14 protein-coding genes are annotated in these 12,818 nt (G+C 34.7%); 3 read left to right on the forward strand and 11 right to left on the reverse strand.

The features are described 5' to 3' along the window. Positions 1-5: 5 nt before the first annotated feature. The 5 genes from PT603_RS11705 to hemB form a co-directional block, all read right to left on the reverse strand. Positions 6-485, reverse strand: a complete 480-nt coding sequence (locus tag PT603_RS11705) for a methylated-DNA--[protein]-cysteine S-methyltransferase (RefSeq protein WP_008236252.1) — start codon at positions 483-485, stop codon at positions 6-8. Continuing rightward, positions 478-1,548, reverse strand: a complete 1,071-nt coding sequence (locus PT603_RS11710; RefSeq protein ID WP_008236251.1) for a CNNM domain-containing protein — start codon at positions 1,546-1,548, stop codon at positions 478-480. Before PT603_RS11710 ends, PT603_RS11705 begins: the two co-directional genes overlap by 8 nt. A gap of 109 nt (positions 1,549-1,657) precedes the next feature. Further along, a complete protein-coding gene (locus PT603_RS11715; protein WP_008236248.1) occupies positions 1,658-2,122 on the reverse strand; it encodes a hypothetical protein in 465 nt (154 codons plus the stop codon). Positions 2,123-2,206: 84 nt separating this feature from the next. Continuing rightward, on the reverse strand, positions 2,207-2,536 hold the full coding sequence (locus PT603_RS11720; RefSeq protein ID WP_008236246.1) for a hypothetical protein: 330 nt from the start codon (positions 2,534-2,536) through the stop codon (positions 2,207-2,209). A gap of 69 nt (positions 2,537-2,605) precedes the next feature. Further along, complete coding sequence (hemB, locus tag PT603_RS11725) at positions 2,606-3,598, reverse strand: porphobilinogen synthase (RefSeq protein ID WP_008236243.1); 993 nt, start codon at positions 3,596-3,598, stop codon at positions 2,606-2,608. A 180-nt stretch (positions 3,599-3,778) separates the two neighbouring features. On the opposite strand from hemB, the gene PT603_RS11730 reads away from it, so the two are divergent. Both PT603_RS11730 and PT603_RS11735 read left to right on the forward strand, forming a co-directional pair. Further along, positions 3,779-4,414: a hypothetical protein gene (locus PT603_RS11730; protein WP_008236241.1), complete on the forward strand. Its 636-nt coding sequence runs from the start codon at positions 3,779-3,781 to the stop codon at positions 4,412-4,414. 8 nt (positions 4,415-4,422) lie between these two features. After that, a complete protein-coding gene (locus PT603_RS11735; RefSeq protein WP_274237975.1) occupies positions 4,423-6,297 on the forward strand; it encodes a hypothetical protein in 1,875 nt (624 codons plus the stop codon). Between the two features lie 46 nt (positions 6,298-6,343). On the opposite strand, the gene hemF is transcribed toward PT603_RS11735, so the two are convergent. From hemF to hemA, 6 genes are read right to left on the reverse strand one after another with little or no spacing between them, the layout of a single operon-like run. Then, positions 6,344-7,246 (reverse strand): oxygen-dependent coproporphyrinogen oxidase, encoded by a 903-nt coding sequence (gene hemF, locus PT603_RS11740; protein ID WP_008236238.1) that lies wholly within the window; start codon positions 7,244-7,246, stop codon positions 6,344-6,346. A 2-nt stretch (positions 7,247-7,248) separates the two neighbouring features. Then, positions 7,249-7,758, reverse strand: coding sequence for a DUF6973 domain-containing protein (locus PT603_RS11745; protein WP_008236236.1), 510 nt, complete (start codon positions 7,756-7,758; stop codon positions 7,249-7,251). A gap of 1 nt (position 7,759) precedes the next feature. After that, positions 7,760-8,779 (reverse strand): uroporphyrinogen decarboxylase, encoded by a 1,020-nt coding sequence (hemE, locus tag PT603_RS11750; protein WP_008236234.1) that lies wholly within the window; start codon positions 8,777-8,779, stop codon positions 7,760-7,762. 44 nt (positions 8,780-8,823) lie between these two features. Continuing rightward, complete coding sequence (locus PT603_RS11755; protein WP_008236233.1) at positions 8,824-9,495, reverse strand: uroporphyrinogen-III synthase; 672 nt, start codon at positions 9,493-9,495, stop codon at positions 8,824-8,826. Continuing rightward, a complete protein-coding gene (hemC, locus tag PT603_RS11760) occupies positions 9,492-10,415 on the reverse strand; it encodes a hydroxymethylbilane synthase (RefSeq protein ID WP_008236232.1) in 924 nt (307 codons plus the stop codon). Before hemC ends, PT603_RS11755 begins: the two co-directional genes overlap by 4 nt. Continuing rightward, positions 10,415-11,665 (reverse strand): glutamyl-tRNA reductase, encoded by a 1,251-nt coding sequence (gene hemA, locus PT603_RS11765; RefSeq protein WP_008236229.1) that lies wholly within the window; start codon positions 11,663-11,665, stop codon positions 10,415-10,417. Before hemA ends, hemC begins: the two co-directional genes overlap by 1 nt. Positions 11,666-11,865: 200 nt before the next feature. Here hemA and PT603_RS11770 point away from each other — a divergent pair, with 200 nt between their 5' ends. Further along, a complete protein-coding gene (locus tag PT603_RS11770; protein ID WP_008236227.1) occupies positions 11,866-12,756 on the forward strand; it encodes an AraC family transcriptional regulator in 891 nt (296 codons plus the stop codon). Positions 12,757-12,818: the final 62 nt, after the last annotated feature.

Genomic DNA, 12,818 nt, shown 5'->3' on the forward strand with positions numbered 1-12,818 from the left:
AAAATTCAAAATAAGGATTGTTGAAAAGGAGGATTTTCATGTTCTAATAGCCATCGTTTTCGCCAAAGACCTCCAGCATAACCCGTTAGAGAACCGTCCTTCCCAATAACTCTGTGACAAGGAATGACTATCCATAATGGATTTTTTCCATTTGCTGATGCCACCGCACGGATTGCTTTTTCATCACCTAGGGTTCTGCTTAGTTCAAGATAGGAGGTGGTAGTGCCATAAGGAATGTTGCGTAATGCCTTCCAAACTTCTTGTTGAAAGGGTGTGCCTTCAGGAATTATAGGGAATGTGAATATGGTTCGTTCTCCTAAAAAATATTCACCTAGTTGATCCACTGCAAGTTGTAGTTCTTTTGGATGGTTGACAGAAACTATTCCATCTTCTATTACACTAATAGAAATAATACCATCATTTGAACCTTTTATACAGGTAATTCCAATAGGAGTATTTATATTGGTCTCTAGATAATTATTCATTATCGTCTCGCAAGATACCCATACGAGTAGCTCTTTTTTCCCAATTGTTTCTTGCTAAAACTTGTAGGTCCGCCACACTGTCTTTTTCATCCAGAATTTCAATTCCTAATAAGGTTTCTATAATATCCTCCATGGTCACAATTCCATTAATTGACCCATATTCATCAACCACTAATGCAAGATGATTTTTTTCGGAAATTAGCATTTCAAATAATTCAGGAATAGGGATGCTTCTTCTTGTAACCAAAATGGCCCTTTTTATGGTTGAAAGAGGATCATTTCCACGACCATTAATCATAGCCTCTAATACATCATCCTTAAGTACAAGACCAGTAATATTATCTTCTTCATCTTTATATACTGGTATTCTGGAAAAGGTTAGATTGCGGTTATGTTCAAAGAAATTACCTATAGTTTCTTCTTCAGATGCAATTTTCATGACTGTTCGAGGAGTCATAATGTGTTTAGCTTCTACCTCATTGAAACGTAATAGATTTTTTATGATTTTGGATTCCGATTCTTCAAAAACACCCTCCTCATGAGCAATGTCTGTCATAGTGCCAAATTCTTCTCTACTAAACAAGGAACCATGGGCATTTTTACCACCAACCAGTCTAGTAATAAGACGTAACAACCAAATAATCCCTGTCCATTTTAAAGGAAATATTATAATTTGAAGGAAGGTTGTACTTATGCCTGCCAATTGCTTCCAATAAGTTGCTCCAATTGTTTTTGGAATAATCTCAGAAACAACTAGAATTAAAATAGTAGTTATTGAAGATACCAAAGCAACAATATGACTACCATTTCCAAATGCTTGTTCAGCGGAAGCTCCCACACCAATTGCACCTACCGTATGTGCTAATGTATTGAAGGTTAGGATGGCAATAAGAGGCATATCGATGTCATTTTTTAATGCTTCGAGTTTCGCGGCGTATTTTTTATTGTTCTTTTTTTCAAGGTTGATAAAAGTGGGTGTGACACTTAACAAAACAGCCTCTAATACAGAACAAATAAATGAGAAAAGAACAGAAAGAAATAGGAATGCGAGTAAGGTTGCCATTCGTTTTTATATTATACAACTAAGAACAAATGTAAGGAAATAATGAATTATAAAATTTCATAAATAAAAAACACCCATTTGGTAATGGGTGTTTTTATTACAAATTTAACTATACATGAACAGAAGCTAGGGTGTTTTGCCATTTTTTGGCTACTGCAAGTTGTACTTCGGCTTCCATTACATTGTCAACTGTTTCATCGTAAAATACAATTTCATCCATTTTGTTTCCACCAGTAATAGCGATATGAACTCGCTGAATGTATGTGTAGTTGTCTTCTCTTTTGATTTCAGTTTTTACTTCGCTGTGGCGATAGCCTTCAAGTGAAATTATTTTGGCTTTAGCTGGGGCGTCAATTGGCATAACCAATAGTTGACGGGTTTTACTATCAAGGCCTATGGCTGTGTGCTTCATAATTTCGTAAACATCTAATTGCATTTGATGTGAGGCTCCTGTTTTTAAAAATTCCTGTAGTCGTTTTTTTTCTTTGCTTTTATTGCGAATAATAATGTATAAGATGGGTCCCATAAATAGCGCGAGTAATAATAGTCCCATCAATGTAGTAGATACTTCCATGATTTTCTGAATTTAATGAATAGATAAACAGTTTCTCCAAATTATTTTTCAGAGAAACTAAAGTGGCATAATGAAATTCACAGATCAGAAAAAGGAATGGAAGGGAAATAAAAGTTGAAAGTACATTCCCTTTACGTCTAAAAGAACAGAAAATAATAATGGTAGTGGGGAATATATTTCAGAAATCTCAATGAAGTTAAAAGGAAAAACTTCATTTGCTGCCAATGGTTGACCATCAACATATTGTATAGAAAGGGAATAAAATTGATTTTCTACAGCAACAGCCTTTATTGGTATCTGCTGAATGATCTCTTCTGTATGAAGTTGGGAGGTTGTTAATTCACCAACTTTTTCATTAACCTCATTTGAAGAAGCCAAAACTCCTTGCAGGAAAAGGAATCCTGCAAGGAACATAATAAGGCTGTATTTAATTTGTATTTTCAGTGATTGCTTTTCTTAAAATGAATCAAAAGGTATTCCATATTATTTATATAGAAGTTTTATTACATCTTTTGCAAAATAGCTTGCAATTATGTCAGCTCCGGCACGTTTAATGGCAGTTATTTGCTCTAGCATTACTGCGTCGTGATCTAGCCAGCCTTTTTCCGAGGCAGCTTTTATCATTGCATATTCACCTGAAACTTGATAGACTGCTACAGGTACATCAACTGCATTTTTTATCTCACGTACAATATCCAAATAGGCTATGCCTGGTTTTACCATAACAATATCTGCGCCCTCATCGATATCCATTTCGGTTTCTCGAAGCGCTTCTATTCGATTAGCATAATCCATTTGATACGTTTTCTTGTCCTTTGGAATATGTAAGGCGTCTACTGGTGCAGAATCTAGAGCATCTCTAAATGGTCCATAAAATGCAGATGCATATTTTGCACTGTAAGCCATGATACCTGTATTTACTAAACCTTCTTCTTCTAAAGCTTCACGGATTTCTAATATACGTCCGTCCATCATGTCACTTGGTGCTACAATATCAGCTCCAGCTTGCGCATGAGAAATGCTCATTTCCGATAATATTGCAGTAGTAAGATCATTAACAATCATTCCATTTTCAATAATACCGTCGTGACCATAAATTGAAAAAGGATCCAATGCCACGTCGGTCATTACGAGCATGTCGGGCACGGCATTTTTAACTGTTTTTATAGCACGCTGCATTAATCCATTTGGATTTAAGGCTTCCGTTCCTTTGTTATCTTTTAAATTGTCAGGTACTTTAACAAAAAGTAACACTGACTTTAATCCTAGGCTCCATAATTCTTTCGCTTCCTTTTCAAGTAAATCTAAACTGTATCTGTAGTAATTAGGCATGGAAGGGATTTCTTCTTTTATGCCTTTGCCTTCTACAATGAATAGGGGAACTAGGAAGTCGTTGGGTGTTATAATTGTTTCTCGAACTAAAGAACGTATACTTTCATTGGTTCGTAAACGTCTATTTCTTCTAAGTGGGAACATACTTCAAATATTTATGGCAAAGTTATAAATATATAAGACTTGATTCGTTTTGTATCTTTAAAGTTTTGTTATAGTTGAAGTTGCCTTTTAAGGGCTTGATTCCAAGAAAAAGATTACTTTTTTTGTACATAACATGTTTTTTTATGAGAAGAAAAACCAGTTAAATGTTATTTTTGCCAGATGACAAAAGTATACCTTTTCAGTTTATGCCTAGTATTAACTAGCTGTTTTCAAATAACTGAAAAAATCCACCAATATAGTAATGAAAGTGGCCAATATTCTTTAATGGTTGATTTTTCGGAATCATGGTTTAAAACTAAATCGGCCATTTTTCTTGGAGAAGTGGATGGTGTTAGGATTCCCGAGGAGATGGAAATAAAAAAAAGATTGATGGAATATAAAAGGGACGCTCTAAAGATTCAGGGGATTTCTAAGGTAGAAACATCATATGATTTCAATAATTATATATTCTCCATACGATTTTCTTACTCAACTATAGCAAGTTTAAATGCCGCATTGAACCTTATAAATTATGATCAAGGGGAATTTATTCATTTTAAATTTAATGATGGATTATTTGAACGAATTGCTTCTTATCCATTACCGGAGGATTTAAAAACAAAAGAGAAAAGGAAAGAGACCCTTAGTGCTGCTCTTATTACAGCAGTTTATACATTTGACAAAACTATTTACGGGATTAAAAATCCGGAAGGAAAGCTGTCTAAATCTAAAAAGACTGTTTTTTTGAGACATACAGTGTGGGATGTTTTACAAGACAATTCCCTTATGAATAATTCAATACGTTTTACCCCTTAATTTATTATATGAAACAGTTTTTTTATTTGGTTTTATTAACGCCTATATTTTGTTTTAGTCAGGAATCTAAGCAGAGTGTCGATTATGTTGTTGAGTTTAATACCTCTCAGTTCTCTAAAAAGGTCGATTTTAATAGTTTGATTAGTCACCCAGTGATTGAAGGTCTTTATGAGGAATTTTTAAGCTTTAATCTAAAAGAGTTTATAACCTATGTAGATAAAAATAGATCAATTATTCTACATGGTAGTTTTACTGACAGTATACCATATTATCAACTTATCATTCCAATAAATAATTCTATGGGTATTGATAATTTAATTCAAAATCGCATAGAAACTCTTAAAGAGCTTGATCCTGGTTATAAAGAACAACCCATTGTGAAGCACCCTAATTTTAGTATGTTCTCAAGTTTGGAGGATGATATTACCTTGGGTTGGAATGAAGAGAATTTAGTGATTTATGGGTTTACAAATACAAATTCACCTACCCTTTATCATGATACTTCAGATTGGCTTGAAGAAGTGGAGGAAATAGAGGAAATAGAGGAAATAGAATATTTTGAAGAAGTTGAAGAAGTTGAAGAAGTTGAAGAAGTTGAAGAAGTTGAAGAAGTTGAAGAAGTTGAAGAAGTTGAAGTTGAGATACCTATGGAGGACCCTAAGGATCTCTCATGGATGTCATATGAAATAGATAGTACTCAAACTTCGTATTATGATGATTATCTAAAGCAATTAGAACAAGATAGGCTATCTCGGCAATTAAAGCGTGAAGGTTATCTTGGACTACTTTTTAGCAATGGATTAGTAACACCATCTTTGAGCAAATTAAATAGAGAGGCAGATGTATCTGCTTGGTTAAATTACGAGTCAGTGTATTCGAAGGTTACTAATTTCTATAGAGTACTAGGAGGTCTTGATTTTTTACCAAAATCAGATGAAAATTCAAAAAAATATTCTTTATTAAGTATGAGAATGGATCTTTTTTTTGATAATGATAATGCTAGAATAGAGCAAATTATTGAATACTCTCCAATGCTTTCAGGTGTCATGTCAAAAATTGTTAAGCGAAAGGCTAATAGCAATATATTCCGTTTTTTCCCTCAAGAAGAACCTATAGCTTATTTATCTTATCATTTTAATACAGAAGAAACACTTAAGAATTATCCTTTATTAATGGAGCAAATGCTTTCGGAGCTCCCTGTAGATAGTGAGGATACTGATATAGTACTTGATTTAGTTAGTACTTTAATAGATGAAAAGGCTACTGCCACAATGTTTGATGGTGACCTTTCTCTATTTTTTCACGCAATAGAAGCACACCAATATACATATATGGGCATTGAGTATGATGAAGATTATGAGGAGGTCGAAGTTGAAAAGACAATTGACCAGACCAAACCAATATTTACAATTGTATTCACATCATCCCATCCTACTTTAGGGAACAAACTATTACGACTAGCTGAGCGTAAGAGTGCCCTTGTGAAGGAGGGAGACTATTATTATATTCAAATGCCTGAAGATATTGGTGAATTGATATTGTTTAAAAAGGGTGATGTAATTGTAATAACGAACGGGTTGCAATATTTAAGTGAAGGAACGATATCTCCTTTTGCTAATAAAGTTAAGCGTGAAGTTTCTAAAAATTATTTTGTCGGAAATTTTGAAATCAAAAAAATTATAAATAATTATATCGAAACTCAAGATCTAGGGGATAGGACCGTAAAGGTTCAGAAAATAGCAAGTCAATTTGACACAATTAAGTTTAAATCTAGTAAGAAAATGACGGATAATAAAATGAAATTCGTTTTACAGTTAAACTCTAACCATGATGAGACTAATATTATTACACAAGTCTTAGATTTGATTTTGAACTTCAATTAGTAGTAAAAATTGAACAAAAAAGAGCAACTAATTTAGTTGCTCTTTTTTATATCCACTCCCTAGGATTAGCAAGTGTTTTGATTAGAACATCTTCCTTACTTCCTGCTTCTGGGTGATAATTGTAAACCCATTGTACATGAGGAGGAAGACTCATTAAAATGGACTCAATTCTCCCATTAGTTTTTAGTCCAAATAAGGTGCCTTTGTCATGTACTAAATTAAACTCAACGTATCGGCCTCGTCTTATTTCTTGCCATGTTCTTTGATCCTTAGTATATGGAAGGTCTTTTCTTCGTTCTACGATAGGTACATAGGCATCGAGAAAACTATTCCCAACTTCAACAACAAATTTGTACCAGTCATCCATTTTCATAGTTTGAGTTTCTTTTAAATAATCAAAGAATAAACCACCAACACCTCTGGCTTCATTGCGATGTGAATTCCAAAAGTATTCATCGCATTTTTTCTTATATAATGGATAAAATTCTAAATCGTGTTTGTCACATGCAGTTTTACATATGTTATGGAAATGCTTGGCATCCTCTTCATAAAGGTAATAAGGGGTTAAATCTTGTCCGCCACCAAACCATTGGTTGATAATGTTTCCTTTAAGGTCATACATTTCAAAATATCGCCAATTGGCATGTACAGTGGGGACCATTGGATTTTTTGGGTGAATAACCAGGCTTAAACCACAAGCAAAAAAATCTACTTGACCTACATTAAACAATTGTTGCATAGAATGTGGCAATTTCCCATGTACTGCTGAAATGTTAACACCTCCTTTTTCAAATACGTTTCCGTTTTCTATCACCCGAGTTCTACCACCCCCACCTTCTGGACGTTCCCAAATGTCTTGGTGAAAAGTAGCTTTACCATCTATAGCTTCTAATTTTGAAGTTATAGTGTCTTGTAACTGCTTTATGTAGGTATTGAAAATTTCTTTCATCATTAATTAGAAATAAAAACAGGTAAACCCGTGTGGTTCTTAATGTCATCTGGCTTTATGAGTTGCTTAGCTTTAGATAATTCTACAAGAATTAGAGTTTCTAAGGAATCGTTTTCTAATGCTATTTTATTGTTTAGCCATTCTGTAGCCCAAATTCTACCTAATGCGTTATTATGAACATCCATTGCGTGCTCTAAAGGAGGATTTGGTGAAAAATTCTCATGCCAAGCGGTCACTTTATCAGCAAAATTAGAGCTTTTCTCAAGGTTACTACTATGATAGTAGAATTCCCTAACTAACAACGCATTCCACATAATATGTCTAAAAGCATTTTCCTTACCATGGCCGTGGTGGATTTTAGGAAACAGACGTTCGCACATTTGCATACATGTTGCCGTTGCTTTAGCCGTAGGGAATATCCATAACGGTTTGACTAGAAAGAGCTGGCTTAAGCTCTTCATTTGTGAAAAACGAAGTGAATTAAGTACTGAAGCCAACTCTTTCCATTGCATCTTAGTATTCTTTTACAGCATCAACAAAAGCTTTGGCATGATCTACAGGGATGTTTGGTAGAATACCATGCCCTAAATTAACAATGTAATTGTCTTTACCAAAGGCATCAATCATTTCATGGACTAATTTTTTAATGGTTGGGATTGGGGATAATAATCTACTTGGATCGAAATTACCCTGAAGTGTAATATTACCTCCAGTTAAATAACGGGCATTTTGCGGCGAACATGTCCAATCTACCCCTATTGCAGAAGCTTTACTTTTGGCCATTTCTCCTAAGGCAAACCAACATCCCTTTCCAAAAACAATCACTTTGGTGTATGGTGCAAGTGCTTCTACAATTTGATTGATATACTTCCATGAAAATTCCTGATAGTCCGCTGGCGATAACATTCCTCCCCAAGAATCAAAGACTTGAATAGCGTTAACTCCGGCCTTAACCTTCTCTATAAGATATGCGATGGTAGTATCAGTTATTTTTTGTAATAAAGCATGAGCAGCTTCAGGTTGTGAAAAGCAAAACCCCTTAGCTGTATCGAAACTTTTAGACCCCTTACCTTCAACCGCATAGCAGAAAATTGTCCAAGGTGAACCTGCAAAACCTATTAAAGGGACCTCGTTATTTAACATTTCTTTGGTTAGTTTGATAGCATCCATTACGTATCCTAGTGATTCATGAATGTCTGGAATTCGAACATTATTGACATCAGCAGCGGAACGTATGGGGTTTGGTAATAGTGGACCAATATTTTCTTTTAACTCAACATCTATCCCCATAGCTTGTGGAACAACCAAAATATCTGAGAACAAGATTGCGGCGTCAGGTTTAACAATTCGAATAGGTTGTACAGTGATTTCGGCCGCTAATTCGGGTGTTTTACAGCGAGTAAAAAAATCGTACTTATCTCGTATTGCTCTAAATTCTGGAAGGTATCTTCCTGCCTGACGCATCATCCATACTGGAGGTCGTTCAACACTTTCGTTGTTAAGGGCTCGTAAGAATAAATCGTTTTTTATCATGTTTAGCATTTAAATACAGTACTTCATTCCAAGTACTACATGGGTTATTTATAATATTTAATACACTGAATGATTACATTTTCAATAGTTGGATGTTTTGCCGTTTTAATTTTATTGAAACCACGCTTGATTAAGGCATTGGCTGTTGTAGTCCCAATACAAAAAAGGGTTTCATTATTGTAATCGTTAGAGTTGAAGTAACTTTCAACTCCGGAAGGACTATAAAATAAAATACCATCCAAAGGTGTTGAAATACGTTGTGGTTGAAGTATTGTTTCATATACTTCTATTTCTGCATATTTAATAGAAGCTAATTGTAATGCGTTTGGCAACGTATTTCTTCTTAGATTTCCACAGAAAAATGTAAATTCCCTATCCGAATAGTTTTGAACTATGAGTTCGGAAAGTGTTTCAGCATATTCTGCCCACGCAACTACATTTATATGGTTCTCTTCTAAAAGTGCTTTTGTTTTTTGACCAACACAGAAGACTTCTTTGTTTGAAAGTTCAGATTTAGGAAATTGTTCTAATATACTTTTTACAGCATTTTGACTAGTGATTAATAAAGATCGGTTTAATTGTTTTTGATCCGAGGAAATCGTTTTATGCCGAATAGTTATAAAATCTACTTCCAATAGTTGTATACCTGCATTAAGCAGGTAGCCTTTTTGATTGAAAGCTAATTTTCTAGTCGATAAAACGCGAACATTTTTCATGACAATTCCTTTTTTATGGCTTCCATCAGGGCTTTACCACCATTATTTAGAATTTCATGAGCGCATGATACTCCGTAACCTTTGGCTTGGTTAATGTGTATTGATTTTTTTAGAGTAAGTTTTTGAGTGCCGTCTAGTGAAAATAATGCCCCTTCAAAGAAAAGCATATCATCTTTTATTTCAGCAATTGCGCCGATTGGTGCAGTACACCCTCCTTCTAAGGTTCTTAGAAAGTCCCTCTCAATATTTGTGCAAACAGCTGTTTTTTCATCGTTGAGAGCAATTAGTGCATTTCTTGTGAAAGAATCATTTTCCATCGCCACCACAAGCATTGCTCCTTGGGCTGGGGCAGGAATCATCCAGTCGAGTATAAGATGATTGTCTGGGGTTAAGTTAATACGTTGCAAACCGGCCTGGGCAAAAATGGCACCGGCCCAAGAGCTTTCTGAAAGTTTTTGCAAACGTGTATTAACATTACCACGTAAATCGACGATTTGGTGATTGGGATATTTGTGTAGCCATTGTGCTTTACGTCTTAGGCTTCCTGTTGCAATTGTGGTTATGTCTTTATTTTCATTTAAGAAGTTGATATCACCCTTATGTACTAATATATCTGATACTGCTGCTCTTTTCAATACGGCGGCCTGCACAATGCCTTTTGGAAGGGCAGTAGGTACATCTTTCATGCTATGAACGGCAATGTCAATATCGCCGTTTAACATGGCAATGTCTAATGTTTTTGTGAATATCCCAGTAATTCCTAATTCGTAGAGCGGTTTATTTAGTATTAAGTCTCCCGTTGATTTTACTGGTATTAATTCGGTGTCATAGCCTAGTAATTCAAGCTGGCTTTTAACAGTGTGAGCTTGCCATAAAGCAAGCTCACTATCTCTAGTTCCAATACGGATAGTCTTTTTCATTACAATTCGTTTTCCAGTTGAAATACTTTTTGGATAAGTTCAATGCTCTCATCTGATGCATCAGAATCCTTAAGGTGATTGGCAAAATGTGTGGTTATCTTTTGGATAATTCGATTCGAAATTATTTCAGCCTGAGCTTCATCAAAACCTGTTATCTTTTTACGCTGAAAATCAATTTCAGCATCTTTCATTGATTTTAGTTTTTTCTTTAGAGCTTTGATAGTAGGAGCAAAACGTCGAGTTTCTAGCCACTCGGTAAATTCCGTTTTAATTTCTTCGATAATATTCTCAGCTTGAGGAATGTATTGCTTTCTTCTTTCAAGTGTTTCATCCGTTATTTGAGAAAGATGATCTAGGTGAACCAACCTTACATTTGGAAGTTCGGTAACATCAGTGTCAACATTTTTTGGAATGGAAAGGTCCAGAATAAGTAATTCTTTATTAGGAAAGATGAGCTCTTTAGAAACTGTAGGATTTTGTGCTCCTGTCGCAACCACTAGGACATCTGCTTTTCTTATTTCACAAGGTAAATCTGCATAGTCTTTTACAATAAGATTAAATTTACCTGCTATTTTTTCTGCTTTGTCTTTGGTTCTGTTAATAAGAGTTATATGCTCATTTTTGGTATGCTTTACTAGGTTTTCGCAAGTATTTCTGCCAATTTTTCCAGTCCCAAAAAGTAAAATATTTTTTTCTGAAATGTTCGGGACATGAGCTAAAATGTATTGTACTGATGCAAAAGCAACAGAAGTTGCACCTGAAGATAACTCAGTTTCATTTTTTATGCGTTTACTTGCCTGGATAACGGAGTTGCATAAACGCTCTAAAAAAGCATTTCCGAGCTCATGTTCTCTAGATTGAACAAAACTTTGTTTAATTTGACTTATAATTTCAAAATCTCCTAAAATTTGACTATCTAGTCCTGTGCCAACTCTAAACATATGTGCAATTGCATCCCTGTTTTTGTGCACGTATGCCACTTTTTCAAAGTCTTCTAAAGAACCTTTAGAATGCTCACACAATAATTTAATTAGTTGAAATGGGTGTTGTGCAAAGCCATACATTTCAGTACGATTGCAGGTAGAGGTTACCAGTAGAGCATCAATTCCTTCAGCCTTAGCGTCTTTTAAAAGGGCAAGTTTCTGCTCTTCATTTAGACTGAAACGACCACGTGTTTCGGCATCCGCTTTTTTATAGCTTAACCCTATTGCGTAGAAATGTTGATGTTTAGAAATGTGATACCGATTCATGCAGTGTTTTTTCAAAACGATAGCAAAAGTAGGGTCATTATTTATAAAAAAATAACGCTTGAAGTACTTTTTTTAACGCTTCAAGTGATTTTAGGTCTTTTTGAGGTTCTTTTAGGCTAAATTGGGTACATTTGTAGTGAATATAGTAGCTGACAAAGTATTTGTTTGGAATCATTCTAAATAAAATAGGTAATATATACATGGAAGAAGTGTTTCAAAATAACGCTGAAGGTGCAACAAAGGAGCATGAGATTGAAAGAGGATTTTTGATGTTGGTTCATCAAAATGAATCAACGGAAGTACACTACATCAATAGGCAACCTGGTCGATCATATATACAGTTGCATTTTGGGCTGAAAGGAAGTTCCCGCTTTCTCTTTAATGAAGGTCGATATATTTTAGAGGTGCCTGAAGAGAAAATGTTGCTCCTATACAATCCTCAAAAAGATTTACCAATACACTTGGAGATTCAACCAAAGTCATGGCTTGTGTCCATTCTTATTACTTTACCAAAATTCCATGGTTTGTTTTCTACAGAAGCGGGACATGTTGATTTTTTAAGCATGGAAAATAAGGATAAAAAGTATTACACAGACGGAGCTATCTCACCTTCTATGGCTGTGGTTTTACATCAATTGGTGAATACACAGCTTCATCCGTCCATTCGGGATTTGTATATGAAAGGTAAGATGTATGAATTACTCAGCTTGTACTTTAATAAATCTGAAGAAACTGATGTAGAACAATGTCCTTTTTTGATAGATGAAGAGCATATTCTAAAAATAAGAAAGGCCAAAGATATTGTTTTAGCAAATATGGCTGAACCGCCAGGTTTGCAGGAATTAGCCAATGAGGTGGGTTTGAATCTTAAGAAATTGAAAGTAGGATTTAAGCAACTTTATGGCGATACTGTTTATAGTTTTTTATTTGACTATAAAATGGAATATGCGCGAAAAATGTTAGAAAGCGGCGAGTTTAATGTTAATGAGGTGAGTGTAAAGGTAGGGTATAGTACTCCAAGTCATTTTATTGCTGGGTTTAAGAAGAAGTATGGTACTACCCCTAAAAAGTATTTAATGACAATTTCTTAAGTATCAATTTTAGTGATATCGAAGAAGATAAATACAATAAAAAAGCAGTGGGATAAATTACA

The organism is Imtechella halotolerans (assembly GCF_028743515.2).
GTDB classification, from domain to species: domain Bacteria; phylum Bacteroidota; class Bacteroidia; order Flavobacteriales; family Flavobacteriaceae; genus Imtechella; species Imtechella halotolerans.

Excerpts from the sequence above, each read along its gene's own strand:
- hemC (WP_008236232.1), bottom strand. The coding sequence starts at position 10,415 with ATGAAAAAGACTATCCGTATTGGAACTAGAGATAGTGAGCTTGCTTTA.
- PT603_RS11720 (WP_008236246.1), bottom strand. The coding sequence starts at position 2,536 with ATGTTCCTTGCAGGATTCCTTTTCCTGCAAGGAGTTTTGGCTTCTTCA.
- hemE (WP_008236234.1), bottom strand. The coding sequence starts at position 8,779 with ATGATAAAAAACGATTTATTCTTACGAGCCCTTAACAACGAAAGTGTT.
- hemF (WP_008236238.1), bottom strand. The coding sequence starts at position 7,246 with ATGAAAGAAATTTTCAATACCTACATAAAGCAGTTACAAGACACTATA.
- PT603_RS11745 (WP_008236236.1), bottom strand. The coding sequence starts at position 7,758 with ATGCAATGGAAAGAGTTGGCTTCAGTACTTAATTCACTTCGTTTTTCA.
- PT603_RS11710 (WP_008236251.1), bottom strand. The coding sequence starts at position 1,548 with ATGGCAACCTTACTCGCATTCCTATTTCTTTCTGTTCTTTTCTCATTT.
- PT603_RS11730 (WP_008236241.1), top strand. The coding sequence starts at position 3,779 with ATGACAAAAGTATACCTTTTCAGTTTATGCCTAGTATTAACTAGCTGT.
- PT603_RS11755 (WP_008236233.1), bottom strand. The coding sequence starts at position 9,495 with ATGAAAAATGTTCGCGTTTTATCGACTAGAAAATTAGCTTTCAATCAA.
- hemB (WP_008236243.1), bottom strand. The coding sequence starts at position 3,598 with ATGTTCCCACTTAGAAGAAATAGACGTTTACGAACCAATGAAAGTATA.
- PT603_RS11735 (WP_274237975.1), top strand. The coding sequence starts at position 4,423 with ATGAAACAGTTTTTTTATTTGGTTTTATTAACGCCTATATTTTGTTTT.
- PT603_RS11705 (WP_008236252.1), bottom strand. The coding sequence starts at position 485 with ATGAATAATTATCTAGAGACCAATATAAATACTCCTATTGGAATTACC.
- hemA (WP_008236229.1), bottom strand. The coding sequence starts at position 11,665 with ATGAATCGGTATCACATTTCTAAACATCAACATTTCTACGCAATAGGG.
- PT603_RS11770 (WP_008236227.1), top strand. The coding sequence starts at position 11,866 with ATGGAAGAAGTGTTTCAAAATAACGCTGAAGGTGCAACAAAGGAGCAT.
- PT603_RS11715 (WP_008236248.1), bottom strand. The coding sequence starts at position 2,122 with ATGGAAGTATCTACTACATTGATGGGACTATTATTACTCGCGCTATTT.